Here is a 25,274-nt window from a genome sequence, read left to right on the forward strand (position 1 = left end):
GACTGGTTTTAAGCTGTTTTTTGAAATATGGACCTTAAACGATCAGGGCGCCAGGCGCTGGATGTGCCAGTGTCCGTGGCTGTCCACTTCGTACAAGAGCCGGTCATGGAGCCGGTTCTGGCGCCCTTGCCAGAACTCAATCCGGTTTGGCTTGACCTGGTAACCACCCCAATGCTCGGGCCGGGGAATCACCTCCAGGTCCTGGAAGCGGGCCGAGTACTCTTTCTCCAGGTTCTCCAGGATGCTGCGGTCCGCAATGGCGGTACTCTGCGGCGAGGACCAGGCCCCTATCTGGCTCCCGCGCGGCCGGCTATGGAAATAGGTGTCTGACATTTCCGGGGAAATGCGTTCCACGCGGCCTTCCACGCGCACCTGCCGTTCCAGCGCCGGCCAGAAAAAGGTGAGGGCGGCAAAAGGGTTTTCCAGAAGTTGCTGGCCTTTACGACTCTCATAATTGGTGTAGAACACAAACCCCTCTTTTTGCAAAGCCTTCAAGAGCACCACCCGGGCCGTAGGACGGCCGTGCGCATCGGCGGTGCTTAGGGTCATGGCGGTGGGCTCATCGGCTTTGGCTTCCAGGGCTTCCTGCATCCAGGTCTCAAACTGTTGCAGCGGGTCCTGGGAGACGGCTTCCAGGGTAAGTTCCTTCAGGGAATAGTTGATCCTGATATCGGCAAGAGACAGGGGAGTGGCCATGGTATTTACACTGAATTGTTAGACGGTTCCAAAAGTAGGGCTTTCTATTTAAATGCGATGGATTTACGGCGAAAAGCCTTTTCTTTTACGCTTTAACAATTACGACCGGCGTTTTTTATGCGTTTTCTCAATTTTGGTACAGAATCTGCCGCAAACCAAATAACCCCCGATTCAGTAAGTATAGAAAGCTAAATCCACGGAAAAAGATGACTAGAAAGATGGCGAAAGAAATCCAGAAGGGCAGCATCCTTATCTCAGAACCATTCTTGGGTGACCCCAACTTTGAGCGTAGTGTGGTGGTGATCTGCCAGCATGACAAAGACGGCACGGTAGGACTGGTGCTGAACCGGGTTTCTGCCTTGCATCTGTCTGATGTGGTGGACATCAACGCAGAGGTCTTTGACATGGCTTTGGCGGTGGGAGGCCCCATGCAGCCCAACACCTTACACTATATCCATCGCCTGCCTAATTTACCGGATGCGCAACCCATTGCCTCTGGTCTTTACTGGGGCGGAGACTTTGAAGAACTCACCCGTTGGCTGAACCAGGGAATTGTATTACAGGACGAAATCAGGTTTTTCGTGGGTTATTCCGGGTGGAGTCCCGGGCAGCTAGATGAAGAAATTGATAAAAATGTTTGGTTTGTTAATAACAATGCTGCGAATAAATTGCTTACTTTGAATATAGATACCTTGTGGCGCGATATATTAAAGGAAATGGGAGGCAAATACAAAATGTACGCCAACTATCCCGCGGACCCAAGTTTAAACTAATCCAAAGGCGCAAAGCCCCACGTGTATGATGAACCTAAATCCGGAAAATCAGCCAAACGGAAAAGCGGAAGAGCAGTCTACCGAAGCACAATCTAGCCAAGACCAGGCGCTGGACCAACGTAGAATTCTGGAAGAACGTTTAGCTGAAATAAATGCCCGTAATGAGGCCCCCGCAGTTCCCGCAGAAACTTTTGAGCAAACCCCAGTCACAGAGGCTTCGGCTGCTCTGGAAGTAGCCGCTCCCCAAGTGGAGCCAGCGTTGACCCAATCATCCGTCCTGGCTACCGAGCCCGCCTTTGATGGATCGCCGCCAGAAACGTCTGCACAAGTACCCGTGCAGACGGACCTGCCAACTCCTGCAATGGCTACAGCTAGCCCAGAAGCAGAAACGCCAACCGCCTCCACCGAAGAACCAACCACTGCGGCCACCCCGATAACAGAAACGCCGTTGGCCCAAACAGAAGAACCTTCCGCCCCAAATGACCCGAGTCCAGAAAGCCCCTCAGCCGGTCCTGAGGTGCAAACACCAGCCACTCCGGTCGCCCAGGAAACTCACGAGGAAACCACTTCTGAAGAGGAAGACTTGCACCCAGAGGAAGATTACACCCATTTATCCATAGATGAGGTAAGAACCAAGATCCTTTCTTTGGCCCAGGAAGGTAACACCAGGAAATCTGGCCGTGCCCTCAACACCCTGTACAGAATCTATGAACCGCAGTTCCAGGAAGAGCGCCAGGCGGCCCTGAACCGGTTTATTGCCGAAGGCGGCTCTCCAGACGATTTTGAGTACAATGCCCCCCGCGCCCACAAAGACGTGGAGCAGGCCATGCAGCGTTTCAGGGAGGCTCGGTTCAGAGAGCAGCGCCAGGAAGAGGAGCAGAAAATCCAGAACCTGCAGAAGAAGCGCGACCTTCTGGAGCGTCTTCGCCTGTTTATTGAGTCTTCTGAGACCCAGACCAGCGGTAACGCCATCAAAGAACTGCAGAATGAGTGGAAGGCCATTGGCCAAGTACCTACCGCCGAGGCCCAGCAGCTGTGGAACTCTTACCATGCCCTGCTGGACATGTACTACAACAACCGCAGCATCTTCTTTGAACTGAAAGAGCTGGACCGCAAACGCAACCTGGATGCCAAGAACCAGCTGTGCGAGCGCGCCGAAGGCCTGGCCAACGAAGAGAACATCAACAAAGCGCTGCAGGAGCTCCGCCACCTGCATGATGAGTGGAAACACATAGGTCCGGTACCCAATGAGATGCGTGACCAGGTATGGAACCGCTTCATCCAGGCCTCTGAGCAGGTGCACGAGAGAAAAAAACAGTTCTTTGAGTCCCGGAAAACCGAGGAACTGGCCAACCTGGAGAAAAAAAGAGCCCTTCTGGCCCAAATTGAACAATTCCAGCATTTTACCTCAGACCGCATCAATGACTGGCGCGACAAAACCGACCAGATTCAGCAGTTGAAGGAAGCATGGGATGCCGCCGGTTTGGTGCCTAAGGAAAACGCCGAGGAAGTTAACAAAGCTTTCTGGAGCAGCTACAAAGCCTTCTTTCACCACAAGAACACCTTCTTCAAAGCCCTGGACGAGGAGAAGATGCAGAACTACCGCCAGAAGGTAGCCCTGTGCGAGGAAGCCGAAAGCCTGCAGAACAGCGAGGATTGGGACAGCACCAAAGAAAAGCTCATTCAGCTGCAGAAGAAGTGGAAGACCATTGGCCGCGTGCCAGACAAGTACTCAGACAAAATCTGGAACCGTTTCAGAACGGCCTGCAACGCTTTCTTTGACAGACTGCACCAGGAAGTACAGAACAAGGAAACCCACCTGAACCAGCTCTCGGCGCAGAAGCAGAACTACTGTGAACAGTTGGCGGGCAAAGTTGCGGATCCAACCTTTATTGGTTCCCTAGAAGAGTTCAACCAGATTCACCAGGAGTGGCAGTCTTTCTCCACAGAAGGCAAAAGAAACCCCAAAGTGGAGGACAGATTCCAGCAACTGCTGGCCAAGTACCTGGACAAAGTGCCGGAGATGAGCCCGCAGCAGAAAGAGCAGACTTTGTTCCAACTGCAGCTGAACCACATGAAGGCCAGCCCTGACGGCGACCAGAAGCTGTACCAGAAAGAGCAGCACCTGCGCCGCGATATCACCTCGCTGGAAAATGACATATCTACTTTGAAGACCAACATTGAATTCTTTGCCCGGTCTAAGAACGCAGAGAAGCTCCGGCAGGAATACCAGTCTAAGATTGACGATGCCCAGAACCGCATTCAGCACCTGAAAAGACAGCTGAAAGCACTTCGGTCGTAAATTTTTCCCGTTGACTTTCAGGGCCTTTCTGCAAAGGCCGCAAATTAGTTGAGAGGTCTTTTTGCAAATATCAAAAAGACCTCTACTTTTGTATCGCTTTCAGAAACCACCAGGGTTTCAGAAGCAAAAGCCTCCATAGCTCAGCTGGTAGAGCAACTGACTTGTAATCAGTAGGTCGCTGGTTCGATCCCGGCTGGGGGCTCCCAAACAGCACTTATAGGACAGACCTGTAAGTGCTGTTTTTTGAAAATCTTTTTATTGCCGCTTTCAGAGGCCATATGGCTAATAAAGCAAAAGCCTCCATAGCTCAGCTGGTAGAGCAACTGACTTGTAATCAGTAGGTCGCTGGTTCGATCCCGGCTGGGGGCTCTCTTCAAAGCGCTTGCATTCATTAAAGATGCAAGCGCTTTTTTTTGCCTTATTTTTTCTGCGGCAGTGACCAACTCTGCATTTTTGCCTGTCATTTTCCAGAGCATGATCAAAGAGAAACCATTAAGGTTAATGCTTGGAGTTTTTCATGGTGCTTTGGATGGCTAATGCGTCTAGTTCATTTCGCGTATGTTTTGCCAAAACAGGCTCCAAAACAAAGGCCTCGCTTCATTTCCTAAGCACCGCCTTGCCACACCTGGCGTTATCCTGTTCTCCAAGTTTGTATTCCTTGCTTTAAGAACCAATCATAGGTCCGCTGTAATTGGCTTGTTTTATGGAAAATACCCTTAAAACAGAAACCTCCCTCTATTCAACAGAAATCATGATAATCAATGGCCTATCCGTATTTTCTGCGACTCCCATGAAATAACATCTGTTTTAGCTTAGGTAGACAGATTGGGCAAACCCGATAGTGCAAGGTTCGTTGAGAATAAGGTCATCAGAAGAACCTCACCATGGCGGAATCCACTGCAAAGAACAGGACCGGATTGGCTAACTACTGCCTTCCTCTTCAGAATGCCCAGGACCTTGATCCCTTGTTGGAAAGGATAGGTGATGCCCGGTATGTGCTATTAGGGGAGGCTACCCACGGTACCCATGAGTATTATACCTGGCGGGCCGAGATTACCCGGCGGCTCGTCAAGGAGAAAGGCTTTTCATTTATCGCCGTGGAAGGTGACTGGCCCGACTGTTTTGAGATAAACCGATGGATCAAAGGCTACCCAAACACGCCGGAGAGCATTGAGGAGGTGCTGCGCCAGTTTAACCGCTGGCCTACCTGGATGTGGGCCAACTGGGAAGTAGCCGCTCTCGCCCGTTGGCTGCGTTGCCACAATGACAAGCTTGTACCGGCGCGGAAGATTGGATTATACGGCCTGGATGTCTACAGCATGTGGGACTCCATGAAGATCATAGTGGATTACCTGGAAAAGGAAGACCCGCAGGCGGCAGCTTACGCGCGGCGGGCCATAGATTGCTTTGAGCCCTACGGCGAAGAAGAGTCTTATTCCACTGCCCTCAGTTCCATGAAGCCCAGCTGCCGGGAGGCTGTACTGCAGTTATTGCTGGAAGTAAGGCAAAAGGCCGGGCAGTACAACCACGCGCCTGAAGCTGGTCTAAACGCCGAGATCAACGCTCTGGTAGCCGCCAACGGTGAGAAATACTACAGGGCCATGTCGGCTTTCGGAGACAATTCCTGGAACATACGGGACCGCCACATGGTGGAAGCCCTGAATACCCTCATGAACTACCATGGACCTGAAGCCAAGGTTATCGTCTGGGAACACAACACACACATCGGCGACGCCCGGGCCACCGATATGATAGATGACGGGGAAATTAATGTAGGCCAATTGGTACGGGAACAGCACAAGCCAGAGGAAGTAGTGCTGGTGGGTTTCGGGTCATACGAGGGTTCCGTGATTGCGGGACGCAGGTGGGACGGCCCCATGCAGGAAATGCCCGTGCCGCCGGCCATGGAAAAGAGCGTGGAGAAGATCCTACATGAGGCATCGGCAGAAAACAAACTCCTGATCTTTGACCAACAACCGGCTTTGAAAGAATACTTCCGGGGCTGGATGGGCCACCGGGCCATTAGAGTGGTGTACCACCCAGAGCGGGACCGTGGCAACTATGTCCCTACCAAACTATCGGCTCGATACGATGCCTTTCTGTACATAGACAAAACCAACGCCGTTCACCCGCTGCACCTGGAACACAAGGGCCACCAAATGCCTGAAACCTTCCCTTTCGGGATGTAATCCTGGATAAGGGATTAGGGATTTAAAGGCTGTTTTTCAGGAAGGAGCCTTAAACTTTTTGTTTCTATTAACTATTTAAACAGTTTTATAATTAGAAGTTTAAACAAAAAAAGCGGGCCGGAATTCAAACAGAGTTCCGGCCCGCTTTTTACTTTTCCTATCCTTTTATAAAGAATCATTTATGATGGCAGTACCTTATCAGATTCTTCCGCTCTCCGGATAGATGGAGGTGTCAGGGGCATTGTTTGCCTCCGGGAAACGGTCATCTGCCGCGAAGCTGGTGTTATCAGGGTAGGTGGTGTTTACCGGATAGGTGCTGCCGGTTTGGGTGTCACCTGTGCTGTAGTACCCGCTGGTAGCCTTGGTGTGGCCTTTCTTTTTGGAGTTGTTGATAAGGGCATACACGGCGGCTCCGGCGGCCAGGGCAATGGCACTGGTCACTTTGGGATGCATGACGGCGCGGGTGTAAAGGCTGGTTTTCATCACGTAGCCATCATGGTTGCCGTGCACCCGGGCATCTGAGACAGATCTATGCAGAGAATCCCGGCGGGAAGTGTCGGGTTCATCCTTCAACTGACCTTTAGACATCATTTTAGAGCTAACCCAGTCCATCACACCTGGAATCCTTTTGTTCAAGGTGCTCATGACTTTTGCTCCGCCACCCACCATAATGTCTCTGTGCGGATTTACAGCGGCATGCAGAATAGCATTTGCCACCTCCTCGGGCATATACACCGGGGCGGGCAGGGTCTGCGCCTGACCCGTGTAGTTTTTGGCGTGTTCAGGATACGGCGTGTCAATGCCGGCCGGTTTGATGAGGGTTACTGAGATAGGCTCCTTGTCCTCCAGCAGTTCAATACGCAGGGCATCGGTGAATCCTTTTACCGCATGCTTGCTGGCCGAGTACATACCCTGCAACTGAATGGCTACGTCTGAGAGCTCGCTTCCCACGTTAATGATGGCACCGCCTTTGCCGCGCATGTGGTAAGCGGCGGCCAGGGAGCCGTACACCACCCCCCAAAAATTGGTATCAAAGAGACGTTTGTTGTCTTCATCGCTCACCTGGCTCAGACGCCCGTAAATGGAAACGCCGGCATCGTTCACCCAGGTGTCAATGCGTCCGTAATGGCGTAGGGCAGCATCGGCAATCCACTGCACCTCTTCCCAGCGTCCTACATCGGCCGCCACGTGAATAGCTTCGCCGCCTTCATTCCGGATTTGCTGTTCCACCCCGGTCAGGGCTTCCCGGTTCCGGGCGGCCAACACTACTTTGGCGCCTTTTTTGGCTGCTGCCAGGGCAGTAGCCAAACCAATGCCGCTAGAGGCACCGGTAATCACAATTACCTGCTCATTGAGCGGTTTTAAAGAGTAATTCATAGCTATCGTTTTTAGGGATTGGATTATTGCAAATGGTTATAGGTAATTTCTTACGAGGCTTATTTCCAGAAGATACAATGTTCTGCCTCTAAGTGAAGATGGAGGTGCTACCAGAAAGCTTTTCCGGCCAATGAAAGTACGGGTTAGAATAGGGCAGCAGGGTAAATGAACAGCAGCTTAGGGAAGTAGAAGAACCAACTGAAAGGAGCAGGGCAACTATATAAAGGCTGACAAGCAGCTAAAGTTCTGACCCGTCCACCCCCAGGATACGGAGAAGCTCCGCCTGGTAACCGGCATCTTCAAGGGCATTCTGTACTTTCTGCGGATCTAAGCCAGAACCTGAGATGCTGAGAATATTTTCCTGGGTTTGGGTGTCTATTTTCCAGTTTTCTATCTCCTTTACCTTATCCAGGAAAGGAGATACTTTGGCTATACCATCCTGGTCAGACACATTGGTTTTAAATTTGAGAATTTCCATAATAGTAGCAGTTGTTTAAAGGAATCAATAAGCAAATGGCTTTCAATACTTTGTCTTTTTAACTCGGTTTCCTGAAAAAGGGGGCAGAAACGAGGGCATTAAAAAGTTTTATTTGACTTCTATCAAATTATTGCCCAAAAAGGATTTTTCTGTTTTGGTCCGTTTTTTACCCAATTAGGGCTTAAACGTATAATAAACAGGATAGGAGAACGGGCTCTCAAATGAGGAACACAAGCCGGTATAATTGGTTGAAGTTTAATCTGGTATGAAGTTGATATCCATGTCTTGGTTGAAGACCACATAAACCCTTTTCCAGGGCTGGTCACCCAGCATTCTCCATTTGTGGCCGTTGCCGGTGGTATCAGTGGCCAGCAGCACATCGCCGGGTTCCAGAATGAAAGTCTCGCCCAGGCTGGTGGTGAACTCCAGGGTTCCGGTCAGGCTCATGACATACTGGGTGTTGGGGGCGGGGTGCCAGTCATACTCTGAATGAGGTGGCGTTTCCTTGAAATGGATGGAAAGCGCATGGGTGGATAGCTTCTCTTGAATGGTTCCTTGCGTAAAATGGGAGTGCCCATCTGCCCCAGTGTACAGTTTAAAAGCTCTGATCATACGTGGTGGTTTCTGGTAGGTCTGTATATATACCTATCTGGCAGGAAGTAGTTACCTGGAATCTGAATGACGTAATTGCTTGTCCTTTTTAATCATGGAAGGAAACCGGCCATTTCACGTCTTTCATTGTCCGTACGCAAGGGCGTACACGAGCCTGGGTTTTACAACGTTCTAGAACCAGTTGACTAAGTTAAAGTTATGGTGAGCCAGGCCAGGAAGTTGGAACAGGCAGTACCTACAAATCAGTTTTTTGCCTAAATTGGAAAAATAACCTTTTTTCTATATTCTAAGTAAGTGCGCAATAATACTCATCCCAAGGGCATGTACAGATCAAGGTGTATTCGTAGAGGTGAAATGATACTGCTTTGCATGGCGCTGGTTTTCTCCGGTTGCTATAAAAAGGAATCCAAACAGGAGGGAACCCCCTCAGAAAAGCCATCGGCGCAGGAGCAAAGCCACACGCAGAAGCCCGTAAACGAACCAACCGCAGAAAACCCACCCGCGGCCCAGACCAAAGTAGACGTGGACCTGTACTTAGAGGTATCCAATGGTATGAAAGGCTTTATGCCACCGCCCGCTGCTGAAAAAGAGCCCACTGTTTTCCAGAAGCGGTTGAACAAGCTCATATCTGAGGTGCAGGACGGTATTTACGTGGAGGATAAACGCTTTTACCTGGCCGGGCAGAATGCCCAGGGTCAGCCGGTGCTGGACAGCGTTGCCTACGGTACCCTCAAAAACACCATCACCAGCGGCATCAAAGCCAATGTACTGGGCACGCCGCTGCCCGACATGCTGCAGGCAGCCCTTGTCAATTCGTTGAAGCGTGGGGCGGTGACTGTGGTGGTCTCGGATTTCATCCACGGACCAGACCCCAATAACCCCGGACAGTTCCTTTCCCTGGACTCAGACATCCGCAGCAGCCTGAAACAGGCCGAGCATGAGAACCTGGTAGTAGCGGTTTTGGCCAATGCGTCTCCGTTCTTCGGGAGTTTTTACCCTGCCGTGAAAAAACCGGCCGTAAAACGCACGCTCAACGGGGAGGAAGTGCCATTCTACATCTGGGTTATTGGTAAACAGCAGGAGGTGCAGACCGTCACAAACAAGGTGCTGCGCGATCTGCCGGCCCAACAGGCATATTTTGGGTTTGACTACCAGCGGGTTCCGTATTCGGCCATTCTTAAATCCAATACATTCAGACCCGCGGGCGTTGTGTATTGTACCAGCCGGACCGCGGAGGTATGTACCAACGTAAATTTAATGCCGGAAAAAGACGAACCGGTGGAGTTCACCATCGGGTTGAACCTCAGCGATTTCCCGGCCTCCTTGCAGGACGAGGCTTACCTCAAGCAGCACCTGCGGCTGGCGGTGACCGGCGGAAAGGCGTCTATTGGTACAGTAATTGCAGCCTCGGAAGACGTAAAAGCCACCCCAGACCTGAATCAGTACACCCACTTTGTGCGGGTGAGAGTTCCGCAACTGACGGCCAACACGGGTTCTATCACGCTTGCTTTGCCGCAGGTAGTGCCCACCTGGATTAGTCAGTGGTCAACCGCCAACGACAACAACCCGGCCGGGGCTCCCAGGAAAACGTACCAGTTGAATTCAATTATGGAAGGCGTGCAGGCGCTCTACCGAGATAAAAGTGAAAATGTGTTTAGTGTAACCATGAAGTTTAACAAAGAAACCAAGTAAGGATGATCCAAAATTTCTTCTCCGGGCTCTATGAATTGTTTCTGGGCCGCCCCATGCCTGCCAACTACACCAATGATTACCGCGAGGTGGTGTTTCCCAACACCGGTATCCAACTCATATTGATCTCGCTGGCGCTGGTCATCCTGTATTACTACGTTTTTAACCGGGTCATGAGCACCGGTTTCTACAAGCCCATTCACTGGACCATCATGCTCATCATCAACGCCGTGATTGCCTTCATTGTGCCTATCACCCAGGTAAACAGCAATGGCATAGAAACCCATTCCTACACCTACACCTTTGCGCTGGTGAACGCCATTCTCAGCCTTATTCTGTTTTTCATTTTCTCATTGCTGCTTAAAAAAGGATCTGTCCAGGCCTGGACTACTCCTATGAAATGGCCCCACACAAGATAAACTATGGCAAAACTTTTTGTATTCGGAATTGGGGGCACGGGCTCCAGGGTCATCCGCTCGCTGGTCATGCTCATGGCCGCAGGTGTCAAGATCAAGAACTGTGACAAGATAGTACCCATCATCATTGACCCTGACACCCAGAACGGGGACATGAACCGCACCGTAGAGCTCCTCAAAACCTACAAGCACCTCCACGACCAACTGGGCAAACGCGAGGAAGGCTTCTTCCACACCAACATCAGCACCCTCTCCAGCATTGCCGGCGACGGTTCCTCCAAGATCAGAGATTCTTTCGTGTACGATTTCGGGGGCATCAACAAGCCGTTCAAAGACCACGTGGGCTACAACCAACTGGACATTGACTCCCAGGCGCTGGTGGACCTGCTCTTCACCCCCGAGAACCTGAACAACAGCCTGGACGTGGGTTTCCGGGGCAGCCCGAACGTAGGAAGCGTGGTTCTGAACGAGATCATTGATTCGCCGGAGATGCGTTTCTTCGCCTCCAACTTTCAGGCCGGGGACCGCATTTTCTTCGTGAGCTCCATCTTCGGGGGTACCGGTGCGGCAGGTTTCCCGCTCTTGCTGAAGAACTTCAAGGATGTTCATTCCAAACTGCCCAATGCCTCTAGCCTAAACTCGGCGCTGACCGGAGCCATGGTGGTGTTGCCGTATTTCTCCCTGGAGCAGCCCGCGCCCGGCGTGGAGGCGGATTTTATTGACTCCAATACCTTTACCACCAAAGCCAAAGACGCGCTTTCGTATTACCAGAATCACCTCACCGGGGTGAACGCTACCTATTACATTGGTGACACGCCGGACAAACCGCTGGAAAACAACCCCGGCCGCGCAAGCCAGAAAAACGATGCGCACCTCATTGAGTTGCTCAGCGCCTTGTCTATCATTGATTTCATGGATTACTCAGATAACGAGCTTACCGGATCTTCGCATTACCATGAGTTCGGTTTAAGAGAGGACGTGGATAATGTGCAGTTTTCAAATTTTGACCAGGAAACGCGTGACCGTTTGGCCAAGCAGCTCATCAGGTTCCATTACTTCTCCCGCTACTACAACACCCACGTGCCCGAAGATGCGCAGGCGGCCTACGCCAAAGGAGTGGACCTGGCCGGCGCCATCCGCAATGAGCCGGTCTTCAAGGAACTGAATAAGTTTCTTAACAGTCCAGAGTACGGCTATGAATCATGGTTGCGGGAACTGAGCCGCTTGGAGCGAACCTTCTCAGCCTTCAACCTCAACGAGCCAGATTTCAACCGCATGGTCTCAGACAAGCAGGTAGAAACCGGTTTCCTGAACAAGGGCATTCACCAGGGATCATTCGTGAAAGAGCTGAACCGCGCCTCAGAATCCATCACAGACCGCGAGGCCTTCAAAGCCACCATCAAGGCTTTTGAGATTGCCACCAACAGGTTGGTAGAGGAAAAGCTGAAATATTCCTGATGTGCTCTAGCTTGTTTTTAGGGTAATTTCTAGAAAACAGCCTTAGAACAGAAGATCAACATGGGTTTGCCTTTGGCCAACCATCAAAAGGGAGGGTATTAGAAATGACTATAGTCGTTTAGCGCCTCTTTTTTCAAAAACACCTTAAAAAGACAGATTTATGCCGAAAGTACTTCGTCTTCATAAAACCGGCTCAAACGTAGAAGGGTGGGCGAAAACCGCCCAGATCACCAGCACCGAGATCAAAGACATGGTGGACGGAGCTGGCGGAAGGGCGCAGAAAATCAACGCCTCCATTCCTACGCCGTTTGCCCGCATGCACCTGTTTGAGACAGCGTTTGACTTTGTGAAGCAAGGGGTCACCAGCACCCACAACAGCATCTACCATAAGTTTGTGACCCATTTCTGGGACTTGTGGGAATTGCTCTACAACCACCAGAGCTACGCGCAAGGCGGAAACAAGATCGTGATCCGGCGCTGGAACAAACACCAGCAGCTCGCGGCCATGCAGGCGAACCAGAACACGCACCTGTTGGGCAAAACGCTGGAGCTGTTCATGAACGACAGCCGCTTCCATGGGGTAGAGGACCTGTTCCTGTTTTACCTGGAGTCCACCTCAGCCCGCGGTGACCGCAGCCTGCAGTTGTTGGGCGGTACCTCGCCGCTGACCTTCTTGTTTGTGTCGCCCAATGTGCAGCCACTGGCCATTAACCGCGCACAGAACGTGGGTGTGTACTTTGACAACAACTACATTTCTCTCAATGACCGCGAGCGCGACTTCAAAGAGTACGTGCACAAGCTGTTTGTCTCTAATCCGGAATACATCCGTGCCTTCCCGGCCGTGTATAATTCCCTGGATGAACACCTGCTCAAAAGCATCAGCATGTCAGGCGTGGGGGGGCAGGCGGGCATCTCCGCTGAATACCTGCCGTTGGTAGACCTGCAGCAGAATCCGGTACACGTGGGCCATCTTACCTTTTTGGTGAAGAAAGACCAGACCGCGGTAACCAGCAGCGACCTGTTCCTGCGGCCAACCAACCTCATGTTCTCCGGTGACCGACCCATCGTGCTGAAACCAGACCTGCGTCTGGCGCCGCACGTGAAGTACGTGAACAACCTGGCCTGGCCGGCTAACACCAACGTAGGCTACTTAGACAACAAAGAGATTGAGGCCCGTTCCCTGCCCGGCGTAGGTTTCAATTACCCGTACCTCACTGTTAATGACTTGTTGCAGGAAACCATCGTGCAGGTTCCTTATGAGGTGAACACCGACCGTTTTTACAGCGGCACGGTGCTGTATCAACCCGGCGTGACCGAGAAGGTCTTCAATTACCTGTTGCCGGTAACCAGTCTGTACTTCCAGTATTTTACGCCCCAGGACCTGGCCACGCACCTCACTTTCTACGTGGATGTGAACCACGTGCGGGTGACTTTGTCTATCCCTACGGAGAAGGGCAATGTGGTTTACGAGCGCAGCTACTATGACAACCCGTTGAACTCCAAGGATGCCCACGGCGAGATCATCCCTGAAAAAGGGCATATCTTGAAATCCCGGGTGGGCATAGGCGTATTTCCGTTCTACAAGTTCACAGATGCGCCTACCTACAATGATTTCTACAAGGTAATGCTGGTAGACGAGGACATTGATCCTCTACTGGTAAATAGAAACCATTCGCTCAACTTCTACGCCGGCGGACGGCAACTGGAAGCCAGCGGAGGATTAATCTCTGCCACCTCGCAGCGCAGGACGAAGAAAAGCAACGCCAGCGCCGGCAGCACTTACTATGAGATTAGGGGCACGCACTTTGACGTGGCCGAGCTGGTGCACACAGGCGTAGACGTAACCGGTCGGGCTTTGATCGTGCCTAAGTTCCAGGAAGTGCAGCAGGGCATCCAGACCTTTACCTTCGCCATTGACTTCGGGACCTCCAACACGCACATCGCGTACACCTCTGGGGCGAACCAACCTCCTAAAGAGTTCTCCATCACGGCCAATGACCAGCAATTGGTGATGCTGAACAAGCCCTCTGATGATACCTCTTTATCGGATTACCAGCGGTTCCATAAGCGGGGCTTCGGGCGATTGTTTGCGGTGGAGACTCTGCTTAAGCGCGAGTTCCTGCCCTTGATTATCAACTCGGGCGGATCTTTGTACACTTTCCCTACCAGAACCGCAACCTGCGAATCCATTGACTTTGAGAACCAGATTCCCAGCTTGTTTGGGAACATCAACATCGGGTTCTCCATCAATACCGAGGGCACGCACCAAGACCAGTACAAGCAGAATTACCATACAGACCTGAAGTGGAGTGAGACACTTTCCAATACCGGCAAGCGCCGGATTGAGGCGTTCTTCACCGAGATCATGTTGCTGATCAAGAACAAGGTGGTTTTGAACCACGGCAACGTGGCCAACACCAAGGTGGTGTGGTTCGCGCCGCTGAGCTTTGATGATTACTCCCGCAACATGTTCCAGAACGTGTGGGACGGCGTTTACCACAACATTTTTAAAAACGGCCGCAATACGGCCTGCATCACTGAGTCGGTGGCGCCGTTCTATTACCTGTCCAGAACTGGAGTAGTAGTGCCCAGCCAAGACGAGAACCTCATCAACGTGGACATAGGCGGCGGTACCACTGATGTACTTTTATTTACGAACCGCAAACCCTCGCACAGCGCCTCTTTCCGCTTTGCCGGGAATGACCTGTGGGGCGATGGCTTCGCCTCGGTGAAGACAAGCAAGGACAATGGTTTGCTGCAATACGGCGTGGCCCACGTGCTGCAGATCCCGCTCACCGAGGAAGGCAAGGAGTACAAGAAGTTCCTGGAGACCGCGCTGGATAACCCTGATTTCAGCTCCGCCGATATCACCAGCTTACTTTTCAGCTATGACAAGGAACTCCATTACAGCTCGCAGCTCTTGCAGGCCCGTCAGCTGAGACTGATGTTCTACCTGCACTTTGGAGCCTTAATGTACCACCTGGCGCAGCTCACCCAGCAGTTAGGCACCCAGGTACCACGTTACATCTGTTTCAGCGGACAGGGAAGTTTGTACATCAAGCTACTGGCTGCGGGCAACAACCTGTCTAACGTGGAGCGGTACGCCAAAACCATCTTCCGGAAAGTGACGGGCCAGGAAGCACCGGGCAACTTCAAGTTGGTGTTAGTTGACAACCCTAAACAGGTTACGGCTAACGGCGGCGCCATGGCCCTGGAAGGCAACAACCTGTCTGACCTCACCGACATTCCGATCATGCGCCCTACGGGAGCCGCCTCCGGCGAGGATGCTTTGAGAGCGGTGAACAAAAGCCAGATCTCTTCCACCATCCGTCAGGAAGTGCTGGACAATGTGATGAACTGCCTGGAAATGCTCCTGGACGATGCGGACATCGCACCGCTCATGCGCTCAATGGGTGTGGAGGTTGATCCGCACTGGATCCTGAATTTCATGCGCTCCAACATCCAGGACAGCTATACCATGGTGCTGGAAGAAACCCTCAGAGGCCTCTCTGACCGGGAGCTCATTCCGGAGACCATGTTCTTCATGCCCCTGAAACAATCGCTGTATTTGTTGTCTAAAGAATTATATCAGCAACAGGTAGGCGCATTTGTTTAACTTTGATGCCTCAGATGCCATAGCCAAACGCATCTGAGGCTTTTTGTTACGTCATTTTTATTCAAAAACTATTTACGGTATGGCATATGTACCTATCATCTTAGGAGTTGTGGCACTAATTGTCGCGGGATTCACCTTTTTTAAAATGGGCGGGATCGTTTCTAGAACCAAGTCCTTGGAAAGGAAAAACCGCGAGCTGGAAGCCGGTCTCAAGTCCTTGGAAAACCAATTGAGAAGAAGCGCCAAGAACCAGCCGCAAGACAATGGTCGGCAGCAAGGCCGCGGAAACCAGCAGAATCCGCAGCCCCAACAAGCTAAGGCCCAACAGCCTCAGGAGCAAAAACAGAGAAACCAGAACCAGCAACCCGGCCGTGCCCAGCAGGAGCCGCGCGGAAACCAAGGCCAGCCGCAGCAGCCGCGTCAACCACAGGAGCCCCGTCAGAAGCAGGAGGGACAACCCCAGCAGCAGAGACCACCGCGTGAGCCCAGAGAGCAGCGCCAGCCGCAGGAACCACGGGAGCCGCGTCAACCCCAGGAGCAGCGCCAGAGACAACCCCAACCGCCACAGCAGCAGCCCGTGGCCGGAGCCGCCCAACCAGCCCGCGAACCTCGGCAGCCGCAGCAACAACAGAGAAGAAGCGAAAACAGAAGACGTGAGCCGGTCATGGCCGGGGAGGACCAGAGCCCTGCCGGGCAGCCAGTTCCAACCGCTACATTAGGCCAGGGCATTGTGGGCGATGACCTCCTGAACGAATTGACCCAACAGACCGCGCCGGCCCCAGCGCCTGCTCCCGAGCCGGTGAGCCGTACCCGTTACGCCATCATCCCCGAGGACGGAACCATTAAAACGCACCAGTTGCAGCAGCGCCCAGATTCAGATTCTTACCTGGAGATTGACTCACCCACCGAAGGGCTCCCCACCACCAATTATCGGTTTAACCTGGGCGGCAACCAGGCCTTTGTGATCTCGCAGGGCATGGACCGGCTGGAGAACGCCTTCTCCTTTGAGAAGCCTTCTAACCGCATGGTAAGCAAAATCATCCAACAAGGTGATGGGGTGCTTGTGAGAACTAGTGCCGGCTGGAAAATACAGGAAAAAGCCAGAATTGATTTCCGGTAGGTTTTAGTCAGAAGCTGTCTTTGAAAGTAAAGAACCGTTTTAGGCCTGTTTTTTAATAAGCAGCTCTAAAACGGTTCTCCTTGCTTTAAGACCTCTCCAAAGACCCTCAGATTACCTATCTTTAACCTGAAGTAAAGCTTGAGACTATACCTTTAAAGGCGTCTGCAACAGGGAAAACACCTTATGCCAAACGGAAGTTTGGCTGCCCATTTCTATACATCAAACCTACATGGAAGGAATATTTATTTTCGAGGCGCTGCTGGTGATCCTCATCATTGGGTACCAATGGCGCGTGTACCAGGCCAACCGCAAGAAGGTGGAAAGCATTGCGGGCCTTTTTCCGGTCAAGGAAAACCTTTCGGTGGCCCGGCGGTCGCTGACTGCCAAAGAACCGGTAGCATTAGAGGCGCCCTCCCTGGAAAAACAGTGGGACCAACTGCTCTACGGTGAGTACTTCAGGGAATTCTCGCCCACCAACCCGGTGGTGAAAAGGATCATTGCGGTAGATGCCGAGGAACTGCACATTGAGGCGCAGAACGGGGAGATCCCATTTTACACCATCAACATTGAGAAATTCAGGCAGCTGCACCGGGACGGCAACATCTACCTGGCCAAGGACCTCCCCGCAACCGCGCCAGCTCCCAAGGCAAGTGAAGACCCTTCTGATTACGTGGACCTGATTGAGGCGCAGCATACCTCGGCCACGTTCCAGGAAATCAACAAAAGCACAAATGAGTACCTGAGGCTGAACAAGGGCGCGGCCGCCGATTTTGACATCCTCAAAGACGTGGCCGAGCGCCACTCAGATGCCCTTGACGCGGAGGTGCAGTCCACTATTGCTACACCGCTCTACGTGGGTCTGCTGGGGACTTTCGCCGGCGTAATCCTGGGGCTCTCCAGCCTGATCTGGACCGGCCTCACGGGCTCCGCAGATGAAGGTTCTTCCTTTATCACCGATCAGAATATTCCGTCCTTCTTGTTCGGGGTGCTCATTGCCATGGCCGGAAGCCTTTGCGGTTTGCTTTTCACCATGATGGGCAACCATGCCCTCAAGAATGCCCGCAGCCTCCGCGACCGCCTAAAGAACGACTACTACACCTTCCTGCAAACGCACCTGCTGCCCAAGCTCAACTCAGACATGTCGGCCAGTCTGGGGAACCTGAAATCGGTGCTGGACTCGTTTAACAAGGATTTCCTGGACAAGATCCTGGGCTTCCGCCCGATTGTGGAGACGCTCACCGATAACATCAGCACGCAGAAGGAATTTATCCAGAAGCTGGACCAGATAGGCTTTACCCAGATGGCCAACGCCAACCTGCAGGTGTTTGACAAGATTAAGGAAAGCGAGCGCCTGTTCATGAACTTTCTGCAGTACCAGGAGGCCCTGAATGAATCCGTCAGGAAAGGCGGCGAACTCACCCAGAACATCACCCAGGTCTTGAACCGCCTGACCAAACTGCAGGAAGGATTTGACCTGGTGCCCGGCTACCTGCAGCAGCACGATGAATCCATTCAGCGGCAGATCAATTTCTTCGCCCGCCATGAGGAAGAGCTGGATACCATCGCTAACCGAACCGAGCAGTATTTTGACAAAGCGGCCCTTAAACTCACCGACCTGATGCAGGCCCGACTGCAGCATCAGGAACGAGACGCCCAAAACGCCTACGAAAAATGGCAGGAGCACTTCAGAAGACTTAACGAGGACAACCTTTACCAGCGCATCCTGGATTACATGCATCCGTTTGAGAATCTAAACCCGCAACAGGATCAGCTAAATAAGCAGCAGCAGGACCTGGCTCAGGAGATTAAACAGACCAATGAGCGCCTGCTCCGCAAGATTGACACCGATACCGAGATCCAGCAGAAACTGCTGCAGCAATTGGCCGTGCTGAACGCCAACGTGGAGAAAAGCATGGAACCAGGTGCCATTAAAGCGGCCTTGGGCAGAATTTTCGGAACGGGTGCCAGCAATGGCCGGAAAGGATAAACAGCCATGAACAAAGACAACCAAGACTTCTTCTGGCCCAGTTACGTGGACCTCATGACGGCGCTTTTCCTCATCATGTTGGTACTGTTTGTCCTGGGCTTCAAGATGTTCACCGACAAATCATCGGAGAACCTCCGCAACATTGCCCGCCTGCAGGTAGAGGTGCAGGAGAAACGGAAACTAGACGAAATCAAAGCCGCCCTTTCACGCCTGGACAGCCGCTACTTCCAGTACAACGAGAAGTATAAACGCCACGAGTTGCTGGTGGATGTGCTCTTTGAGCAAAGCAGCGCCTCTATTCCGCAGCGGTCTTTGGTACCCTTGCGCCGGGCCGGGCAGGAACTGAGCCGGGTGGTGAACTCCGTCAAAGGCGCCGATGTAAAGTACCTCATCGTGATCGATGGCCGGGCCGCCAGTTTCCCCCGCGGAGACGCCCGCAACATCACTCAGCGCGAGTACGCCCTGGAACTGAGCTATAAACGGGCTTTGGCCTTGCTGCAGTTCTGGCGCAACGCCGGCATCAGATTTCCCAAAGAACGAATAGAACTCATTGCCTCAGGCAGTGGCTTTGAAGGCGCCGGCCGTACCGGAGACGTGCGGGACCGCCGGTTTGTAATCCAGATCCTGCCCAAAGTTGGTACGCTGGAGACAAGGCAGGTTAGGTAAAAAGTAAAATTGTAATAATCAGAAATCAGAAAAGCCGCTGCAACCTAAATTGCAGCGGCTTTTCTGATTTCTACTCTTTTTTCAATAAAATAGCTTTAAAACGCCTCTGCGAAGGAAAAGTAGATGTACATGCCCTCCTTAGAGAAAGCTACGTCTCCGCGCACCACCATGCCTTCGTCGTTAAGTCTGTAGCGCAGGCCAGCGCCGCCGGCCAGGTGGAACTGGTCCACGGCAAAGTCTGGGATTCTTTTGGAGACCTGGCCGGCCCCGCCGAATAGCGCGCCGCCAATGCGCCCTTTGATGGGGAATCGGTAGTCTACCTGGCCCACAATGGCATCTTCATCCCGGAAACGACCTTCCAGGAAACCGCGCATCACGTTCACGCCGCCCAGGGTAGCCAGGTGCTGGAAAGGTGCATCGCCAACGGTGAAGGTAAAGAGTCCCTGCACAGCTAATACTCCCGGCCCTAAACCCGACATGTATTTCCTAAGGTCCAGTCGGTAGCGGGTAAAGTTGTTTTCTCCGCCCAGGTACTTACCGAAAAATAAAGCCGAGAACTGGTGGTAATGCCCTCTCTTGGGGGTATAATTGTTGTCACGGCTATCAATCATCAGAACCGGTCCAATCCCCGAGGAAACCACGCCTTCACTTCCTATGATGTTTTTCTGCGCCAACTGTCCGCCTTCCTGTATTTCTGGCAGGGTCTCGTGTTTGAATTCATAACGGGCGCCCAGGAACACTTTAGCAAATATCTTTTGGTCAAACTGCCCGAAGAAGTTGATGGTACGGCTGGTATAGGGTTCCTCGGCTTCCTCGGGGCTATTGTTCCCGATTCCGTAGAAGAAGTAAGGATAGTTATTGTACTCCGCCTGTCCGTACAAATGTTGGCCGTTGTGCTGGCGCCAAACATCAGCGGAGAGGGCCGTGAGGATTTGCTTTCTGGTGGTATATACCAAAGTAGGAGAGTACAGGTCGGGCCGGTCATCGGGGAATTGTCCTTTTGATTTCCGCACGTGCACCAGTTTCACCCCGAAACCGAACTGCGTCTCTGGGGTGTAGTAAGCCACCGGATAGATATTCAACTTCCGATAAGCGGGCGCCACTGAATCCTGGGTTGCGGTGCTTTGGTCTACAGAATCCCGGGCCAGGGAATCAGCAGGAGTCTCCGTGGTAATCTGGGCGAAAGAAGCCAACGGCAGGGCGAATAGCGCCAGCAAAAGTAGTTTTGTTTTCAAAGGCGTTCTTGTTGGTTGTCTCGGGTTCTATACGTGTTTACCACAATTTATATATAGAAAACCGGCAGAATTATTCATTTAATCTCCTGTAAAGCAACATTTTTAATCTGGTGAGGGGATGCTCTATGATTTATTGGTCCTTTTTGGTGCTTCACAAGGTCTAATGCAGATTGTTAGCACAAAAAATGCTTCAAGGAAATAAGTAAGTAAATGACCAAAGCAGGAGGGGGACCAGAGCGTTTAATCTGTTTAGAATCCGTTTTCCTGAGATCGGCCCCAAAATAGGCCACTGGTTACTGGTGGGTTAAAATGCCAAACTAATTAGTACCAGACCGTGGCTCCTCATGATGCGGCTACTCCGGTTTGACCTTATTTATAGGAAAACAGACCTAAAACAGGATTGTCCGGTGACCTGGCTCCCATGGAACAATGCTCTGCGATTTTTTAACTAATTTTCCCCGATGAATGCTGAAGAACTGGTGGCAATCACCGCCCAACACGTAGAAAAACTTTTTGCCGGTGAGGGCTCCGGCCATGACTGGTGGCACATTAAACGGGTTTGGCAAAACGCCCTCTCCATTGCCCAACAGGAAAACGCCGACCTTACCGTTGTGCAGTTGGGCGCCCTGCTCCATGACATCGCCGATTGGAAATTCAACGCCGGAGACGAGGAAGCCGGTCCCAGGGCCGCCCAAAAATGGCTGGAGGAGCAGGGTGCCCCCGAGGACCTGATCCAGAATGTATGTCGGATCATCAGGGAGGTGACTTTCAAAGGCGCGGGCGTTGACACCACGCCTTCCACGCTGGAGGGCAAAGTAGTACAGGACGCTGACCGACTGGATGCCATCGGGGCCATCGGGATTGGGCGGGCTTTCGCCTACGGCGGGCACAAAGGACGCGAGATGTACCACCCTGGGCAGGAACCGCGTTTACACGCTTCTTTTGAAGAATACAAGAAAAACCAGGGACCTACACTCAACCATTTCTACGAGAAGCTTTTCCTGCTCAAAGACCGCTTCTCCACGGCCGCTGGTCGTCGGTTGGCGCAGGAAAGACATGCCTACATGGAACAGTTTGTAGAACAATTTCTACAGGAATGGCACGGGGAAGAAGTTCCGCCCGCTGCTTTTCATCTCACCGCCAAAGCCGATTAGGACAAAGTCTCAAGTATTTTTCATGAATAAAAACTTAAAGGCAGCCTTGCTGGGCATCGCATTCTCCGGCCTAAGTTCTGTGGCCGTGGCCCAGCGCGATTACCAGAGCTATGAGCAGCTCACCGCCCGGCTGCAGAAACTGAGTTCCCGCTACAGTAAACTGGTCTCGCTCACCACCGTGGGAAAAACCGCCACCGGCAAAGAGATCTGGCTCTTGACCATGGGCCGCGACAATGCCGCAAACAAACCTGCCATTGTGGTTGCCGCGGGCGTGGAAGGCACCCAACTTGCCACCACCGAACTAGCCGTGCAGATGGCCGAACAGATGCTTCAGGGCGCCGTTCTGCAGGACTCGGTGCGCGATCTTTTATTGAGCAAGACCTTCTACATCTTCCCCAACCTCAACCCGGATGCCTCTGAGCAGTACCACGAGAAGCTTCGCTGGGAGCGGTTCGGCAACGCCCAGCCCATAGACGATGACCGGGACGGCCGCATGTTTGAAGACCCGTACGAGGACCTGAACAAAGACGGCCTCATCACCATGATGCGCGTCAAGAATCCCACCGGTCCGTTCCGTCCCGCGGATGAAGACCCAAGGGTTATGGTGAAGGCCGATGTCTCCAAAGGCGAGAAAGGCGGTTACCTGCTTTACACCGAGGGCATTGACAACGACAAAGACGGCAAGTGGAACGAAGATCCAGAGGGCGGCGTGATGTTCAACCGGAATTTCACCTTTGACTACCCTTATTTCCAGCAGGGGGCCGGCGAGCACCCTATGTCTGAACGCGAAACCAAAGCCTTCGCAGATTTCATGTACGAGGCCAGGAACGTGTACGCAGTGTTTGTCTTCGGGCCGGCCAACACCCTCACTGAGCCCCTGCGGTATGACAAAGCCGCCACCTCCAAGCGCATTGTGAGTGGTTTGCTGGAGAAAGATGCCGCCGTGAACAGCCAGATTTCCAAGCTTTATAACAGAACCATCCAGCCTAAAAACGCCCCCCGTGTAGCACCTTCGCCCGGCGATGTGTTGCAGTGGGCGTATTTCCATTACGGAAGGTTCAGCTACAGCACGCCCGGCTGGTGGACCCCGCCTATAGAGGCATCTAAAGACACCACCGGTGGCAAAAAGCCGCAGGCTCCCTCTGAGCATGATGACGTTAATTTCCTGCGCTGGGCAGAGGCCAATGATATGGCCGGTGTTTTTATAAACTGGAAACCCATTAAGCACCCTGATTTCCCAGATCAGCAGGTAGAGATAGGCGGCCTGGCACCTTACGTGAAACAAACCCCACCGGTGCGCACCTTAGGGCCCATAGCCACTAAGCACTTCCAGTTTTTCTCAGCATATGCTAAATGGATGCCTTCTCTGCAGATCGTGAACATCAGCTCAGAGAAAGTGGCCGGCGGCCTCACCCGCATCACCGCCGACGTATACAACCAGGGCTCCCTGCCCACGCATTCAGAGATAGGAGACAAGTCAAGATGGGTGCAGAAAGTGAAGGTGACCCTTAAGCTGAGCGATAACCAGGAAGTGGTCTCGGGTAATAAAATCCAGCTGAGCAACGCGTTGGCGGGTGGCGAGAAGTTCCAGGTTTCCTGGCTCGTGAGCGGCAAAGGCTATGTCTCCATCATGGCCAGCAGCCCCACTGCCGGCAAACAAACCAAAGAAGTCTTCCTCCGCTAGTTTCCTGCCATGAAGAAAAGAATTTTAACAATAGCGTTTCTATCAGCCTGCTTGTTTTCTGGGCTGATTTCGGAAACCAAGGCCCAAACGGCAGACCAGGTTTTCAGGGCTGCCGGCACGCCCCAAGCTCCCAAAGTAACCGTAAGCTGGAACCGGTACTATGACTATGACGGCCTCACCGAGATATGCGCCAAGTTAGCCAAAGCCCACCCAGATTTAGTGAAAATGGAAACCATCGGCGATTCCTACGAAGGTCGACGCATTTGGGTGCTCACCATTTCTGATTTCAACACCGGCGATCCGGACCGGAAACCGGCCATGTACATTGATGGGAACATCCACTCAAATGAGATCCAAGGCTCTGAATTTGCCTTGTACACTGCATGGTATTTGGTAGAGAACTTCCATGACAACAAGTTCATCCAGGAGCTGTTGCAGCAGAAGACGTTCTACATCATCCCCACCATCAACCCTGATGCGCGGAACCATTTCATGCACCAGGCCAACTCGCCGCACTCGCCCCGTTCCGGCATGATTCCCCTGGACGATGATGGTGACGGTTTGGTAGATGAGGACCAACCCGACGACCTGAACAAGGACGGGCACATCACCTTTATGCGCCGCAAATCACCTAACGGACGGTACATCCAGGATCCGCAGAACCCGCTTCGGCTCATCCCGGCCAAACCCGACCAACCAGGCCAGTATGAACTGCTGGGCTACGAAGGTTTAGACAATGACGGCGATGGTAAGGTAAACGAAGACCCTCCCGGCTACTATGACCCTAACCGCGATTGGGGCTGGAACTGGCAGCCAGATTACATTCAACGAGGCGCCTACAAATACCCGTTCTCCATCCCCGAGAACCGGGCGGTGAAAGACTTTGTGCTGCGCCACCCCAACATCGCGGGCGCACAGAGCTACCACAACAATGGCGGCATGATTTTGCGTGGCCCCGGGGCAGAGGAAGACCAGAACACATATAACCGGGACGACAACCAGGTATATGACTTGCTGGGGAAATACGCTGAGCAAATCATACCAGGCTACACCTACATGGTGGTATACAAAGACCTTTACTCCGCCTTCGGGGGTGAGTTGGACTGGTTTCATGGTGCCCGCGGCATCTTCACGTTCTCCAACGAGCTTATGTCGCCGTACCTGCAATTTGACCGCAAGGGCACCAGCTCCGCAGACCGGGAAGCAGAACAATACGACTTTAACCAGATGCTCTTGTTCAACGATGCCTTTGTGGAGTGGACGCCTTTTGACCACCCTACCTACGGCAAAGTGGAAATAGGAGGCTTCAAGAAGAACTATCCCAGGGCACATCCGGGCTTTTTACTGGAGGAAGATGCCCACCGCAACATGGCTTTCACCGTGTACCAGGCGTTCCAGTTACCGAAGTTGGTGATCCAGGATGTGCAGACCCGGAAACTACCCCACGGCTTAACGGAGGTGACAGCCACTGTGGCTAACACCCGCATCATTCCCACACACTCCAGCCAGGACCTGAAATACAGAATTGAGCGGCCAGACTATATCTCCCTGCGGGATTCTACTGTGGTAGCTGGCATGGTGCTGGAGAACGCTGACCTGAACCTGGGTAAAGAGCAGAAACTGAACCCGGCCCGTTTGGAAATTCCTAACATCCCGGGCATGGGCTACATCAAAGCCCGCTGGATTGTGAAGGCCAACAAGCCAAACCTTTTGGTCGAAGTTGATAGCCGAAAAGGAGGGGTGGTAAGCCGCCGTTTTGAGCCTGATTCAAAGAATACACCCTAAAAACAGAAAGGGCGGCCCACCGGGTCGCCCTTTCTGT

The 25,274-nt window shown here is 52.6% G+C and carries 18 protein-coding genes and 2 tRNA genes; 15 read left to right on the top strand and 5 right to left on the bottom strand.

Going from position 1 to position 25,274, the window contains the following annotated elements:
• Positions 1-42 precede the first annotated feature (42 nt).
• Positions 43-696: a pyridoxamine 5'-phosphate oxidase gene (gene pdxH / locus J3P34_RS12010; protein WP_210488932.1), complete on the bottom strand. Its 654-nt coding sequence runs from the start codon at positions 694-696 to the stop codon at positions 43-45.
• A gap of 206 nt (positions 697-902) precedes the next feature.
• On the opposite strand from pdxH, the gene J3P34_RS12015 reads away from it, so the two are divergent.
• The 5 genes from J3P34_RS12015 to J3P34_RS12035 all read left to right on the top strand — a co-directional run bounded on the left by J3P34_RS12015 (position 903) and on the right by J3P34_RS12035 (position 5,960).
• Positions 903-1,469: a YqgE/AlgH family protein gene (locus J3P34_RS12015; protein WP_246853690.1), complete on the top strand. Its 567-nt coding sequence runs from the start codon at positions 903-905 to the stop codon at positions 1,467-1,469.
• Between the two features lie 25 nt (positions 1,470-1,494).
• On the top strand, positions 1,495-3,771 hold the full coding sequence (locus J3P34_RS12020; RefSeq protein ID WP_210488933.1) for a DUF349 domain-containing protein: 2,277 nt from the start codon (positions 1,495-1,497) through the stop codon (positions 3,769-3,771).
• 129 nt (positions 3,772-3,900) lie between these two features.
• Positions 3,901-3,973: transfer RNA gene (locus J3P34_RS12025), tRNA-Thr, on the top strand.
• Positions 3,974-4,067: 94 nt separating this feature from the next.
• A tRNA-Thr gene (locus tag J3P34_RS12030) sits at positions 4,068-4,140 on the top strand.
• Positions 4,141-4,655: 515 nt separating this feature from the next.
• On the top strand, positions 4,656-5,960 hold the full coding sequence (locus tag J3P34_RS12035; protein WP_210488934.1) for an erythromycin esterase family protein: 1,305 nt from the start codon (positions 4,656-4,658) through the stop codon (positions 5,958-5,960).
• A gap of 198 nt (positions 5,961-6,158) precedes the next feature.
• Here the strand turns inward: J3P34_RS12035 and J3P34_RS12040 are convergent, their stop codons facing one another.
• From J3P34_RS12040 to J3P34_RS12050, 3 genes are all read right to left on the bottom strand, one after another.
• Entirely contained in the window at positions 6,159-7,337 is a 1,179-nt protein-coding gene (locus J3P34_RS12040; protein ID WP_210488935.1) for an SDR family oxidoreductase, read from the bottom strand.
• 238 nt (positions 7,338-7,575) lie between these two features.
• Positions 7,576-7,815: a heavy-metal-associated domain-containing protein gene (locus J3P34_RS12045; RefSeq protein ID WP_210488936.1), complete on the bottom strand. Its 240-nt coding sequence runs from the start codon at positions 7,813-7,815 to the stop codon at positions 7,576-7,578.
• Between the two features lie 255 nt (positions 7,816-8,070).
• A complete protein-coding gene (locus J3P34_RS12050; protein ID WP_210464916.1) occupies positions 8,071-8,427 on the bottom strand; it encodes a cupin domain-containing protein in 357 nt (118 codons plus the stop codon).
• Positions 8,428-8,781: 354 nt separating this feature from the next.
• Between J3P34_RS12050 and J3P34_RS12055 the strand changes: the two genes are divergently transcribed.
• The 7 genes from J3P34_RS12055 (at position 8,782) to J3P34_RS12085 (ending at position 19,379) form a co-directional block, all read left to right on the top strand.
• Positions 8,782-10,119, top strand: coding sequence for a hypothetical protein (locus J3P34_RS12055; RefSeq protein ID WP_210488937.1), 1,338 nt, complete (start codon positions 8,782-8,784; stop codon positions 10,117-10,119).
• 2 nt (positions 10,120-10,121) lie between these two features.
• Positions 10,122-10,535 carry a hypothetical protein gene (locus J3P34_RS12060; protein WP_210488938.1) on the top strand — a complete coding sequence of 138 codons (414 nt, stop codon included), beginning with the start codon at positions 10,122-10,124 and terminating at the stop codon, positions 10,533-10,535.
• Positions 10,536-10,538: 3 nt separating this feature from the next.
• The gene (locus J3P34_RS12065; protein WP_210488939.1) at positions 10,539-11,990 is read left to right on the top strand and encodes a hypothetical protein; all 1,452 of its coding nucleotides are present in this window, start codon (positions 10,539-10,541) and stop codon (positions 11,988-11,990) included.
• Positions 11,991-12,150: 160 nt separating this feature from the next.
• Entirely contained in the window at positions 12,151-15,606 is a 3,456-nt protein-coding gene (locus tag J3P34_RS12070; RefSeq protein ID WP_210488940.1) for a cell division protein FtsA, read from the top strand.
• Positions 15,607-15,781: 175 nt separating this feature from the next.
• Positions 15,782-16,726, top strand: a complete 945-nt coding sequence (locus J3P34_RS12075) for a hypothetical protein (protein WP_210488941.1) — start codon at positions 15,782-15,784, stop codon at positions 16,724-16,726.
• A 229-nt stretch (positions 16,727-16,955) separates the two neighbouring features.
• Complete coding sequence (locus J3P34_RS12080; protein WP_210488942.1) at positions 16,956-18,713, top strand: hypothetical protein; 1,758 nt, start codon at positions 16,956-16,958, stop codon at positions 18,711-18,713.
• A 6-nt stretch (positions 18,714-18,719) separates the two neighbouring features.
• On the top strand, positions 18,720-19,379 hold the full coding sequence (locus J3P34_RS12085; protein WP_210488944.1) for an OmpA family protein: 660 nt from the start codon (positions 18,720-18,722) through the stop codon (positions 19,377-19,379).
• 95 nt (positions 19,380-19,474) lie between these two features.
• On the opposite strand, the gene J3P34_RS12090 is transcribed toward J3P34_RS12085, so the two are convergent.
• On the bottom strand, positions 19,475-20,614 hold the full coding sequence (locus J3P34_RS12090) for a BamA/TamA family outer membrane protein (protein ID WP_210488945.1): 1,140 nt from the start codon (positions 20,612-20,614) through the stop codon (positions 19,475-19,477).
• 461 nt (positions 20,615-21,075) lie between these two features.
• Here J3P34_RS12090 and J3P34_RS12095 point away from each other — a divergent pair, with 461 nt between their 5' ends.
• Genes J3P34_RS12095 through J3P34_RS12105 form a run of 3 tightly spaced genes read left to right on the top strand, consistent with a single transcriptional unit; the run spans position 21,076 to position 25,237 of the window.
• A complete protein-coding gene (locus J3P34_RS12095) occupies positions 21,076-21,768 on the top strand; it encodes an HD domain-containing protein (protein WP_210488946.1) in 693 nt (230 codons plus the stop codon).
• A gap of 22 nt (positions 21,769-21,790) precedes the next feature.
• Positions 21,791-23,452 carry a M14 family metallopeptidase gene (locus J3P34_RS12100; RefSeq protein WP_210488947.1) on the top strand — a complete coding sequence of 554 codons (1,662 nt, stop codon included), beginning with the start codon at positions 21,791-21,793 and terminating at the stop codon, positions 23,450-23,452.
• Between the two features lie 51 nt (positions 23,453-23,503).
• Positions 23,504-25,237, top strand: coding sequence for a M14 family metallopeptidase (locus J3P34_RS12105; protein WP_345890358.1), 1,734 nt, complete (start codon positions 23,504-23,506; stop codon positions 25,235-25,237).
• Positions 25,238-25,274: the final 37 nt, after the last annotated feature.

This window comes from Rufibacter aurantiacus (assembly GCF_017916345.1).
Classification (GTDB): Bacteria; Bacteroidota; Bacteroidia; order Cytophagales; family Hymenobacteraceae; genus Nibribacter; species Nibribacter roseolus.

Coding starts and splice junctions, on each gene's coding strand:
- pdxH (WP_210488932.1), bottom strand. CDS start 696: ATGGCCACTCCCCTGTCTCTTGCCGATATCAGGATCAACTATTCCCTG.
- J3P34_RS12015 (WP_246853690.1), top strand. CDS start 903: ATGACTAGAAAGATGGCGAAAGAAATCCAGAAGGGCAGCATCCTTATC.
- J3P34_RS12020 (WP_210488933.1), top strand. CDS start 1,495: ATGATGAACCTAAATCCGGAAAATCAGCCAAACGGAAAAGCGGAAGAG.
- J3P34_RS12035 (WP_210488934.1), top strand. CDS start 4,656: ATGGCGGAATCCACTGCAAAGAACAGGACCGGATTGGCTAACTACTGC.
- J3P34_RS12040 (WP_210488935.1), bottom strand. CDS start 7,337: ATGAATTACTCTTTAAAACCGCTCAATGAGCAGGTAATTGTGATTACC.
- J3P34_RS12045 (WP_210488936.1), bottom strand. CDS start 7,815: ATGGAAATTCTCAAATTTAAAACCAATGTGTCTGACCAGGATGGTATA.
- J3P34_RS12050 (WP_210464916.1), bottom strand. CDS start 8,427: ATGATCAGAGCTTTTAAACTGTACACTGGGGCAGATGGGCACTCCCAT.
- J3P34_RS12055 (WP_210488937.1), top strand. CDS start 8,782: ATGATACTGCTTTGCATGGCGCTGGTTTTCTCCGGTTGCTATAAAAAG.
- J3P34_RS12060 (WP_210488938.1), top strand. CDS start 10,122: ATGATCCAAAATTTCTTCTCCGGGCTCTATGAATTGTTTCTGGGCCGC.
- J3P34_RS12065 (WP_210488939.1), top strand. CDS start 10,539: ATGGCAAAACTTTTTGTATTCGGAATTGGGGGCACGGGCTCCAGGGTC.
- J3P34_RS12070 (WP_210488940.1), top strand. CDS start 12,151: ATGCCGAAAGTACTTCGTCTTCATAAAACCGGCTCAAACGTAGAAGGG.
- J3P34_RS12080 (WP_210488942.1), top strand. CDS start 16,956: ATGGAAGGAATATTTATTTTCGAGGCGCTGCTGGTGATCCTCATCATT.
- J3P34_RS12085 (WP_210488944.1), top strand. CDS start 18,720: ATGAACAAAGACAACCAAGACTTCTTCTGGCCCAGTTACGTGGACCTC.
- J3P34_RS12095 (WP_210488946.1), top strand. CDS start 21,076: ATGAATGCTGAAGAACTGGTGGCAATCACCGCCCAACACGTAGAAAAA.
- J3P34_RS12100 (WP_210488947.1), top strand. CDS start 21,791: ATGAATAAAAACTTAAAGGCAGCCTTGCTGGGCATCGCATTCTCCGGC.